Source organism: Pseudomonas sp. PDM22 (assembly GCF_014851965.1).
Lineage (GTDB): Bacteria > Pseudomonadota > Gammaproteobacteria > Pseudomonadales > Pseudomonadaceae > Pseudomonas.
The window spans coordinates 1-533 of sequence record NZ_JACVAR010000029.1 but is presented as its reverse complement, the minus strand read 5'-3'; the positions used below and the strand labels follow the sequence as shown (position 1 = coordinate 533).

The following is a 533-nucleotide window of genomic DNA, read 5'->3' as shown; positions in this document are numbered from 1 at the left end:
GGAAGAAGGGGGGGGGGGGGAAGGAGAAGGAGAAAAAAGAGAGAGAAAAAAGGAAGAGAGGAGGAAGAGGAAGAGGGGGAGAAGAGAAAGAAGGAAAAAAAAGGGAAAAGGAAGAGGAAGAAAGAAGGAGGGGAGAAAAAGGAAAGAAAAGAAAGAGAGAAGGGGGGAGAAAAGGGGAAAGGGAAGGAAAGAGAAAAAGAGAGGAGGGAAGAGGAGGAAAGGGAAGAAGAGGAAAGGAAAGGAAAGAAAAATAGAAGGAGGGAAATAAAAAAGAAGTGATGGAGGAAAAATAAAGAAAGGAGGGGGAAGAGGAGAGAGGAAAGGGGAGGGAAGGGGAGGGGAGGAAGAAGGGAGAAAGAAGGAAAGAATAAAGAGAGAAAGGAGGGGAAGTAGGAAGGGAAGGGGAGAAGAGAAAGAGGGGAGGAAGAGAGGAAGGGGGAGGAAGGAAAGAGGGAAAAAAAGAGAGGGGGGAGGAGGAGGGAGGAGAGGAGGAGGGAGGGGGGAGGGAGGAGGAGAAAAGAAAGGGCATAGGA

At 49.0% G+C, this 533-nt stretch carries 1 protein-coding gene; it reads left to right on the top strand.

From position 1 onward, the window contains the following. Positions 1-279: hypothetical protein (locus IB255_RS31355; RefSeq protein WP_192211286.1), on the top strand; the 279-nt coding region annotated here is incomplete at its 5' end. Positions 280-533: the final 254 nt, after the last annotated feature.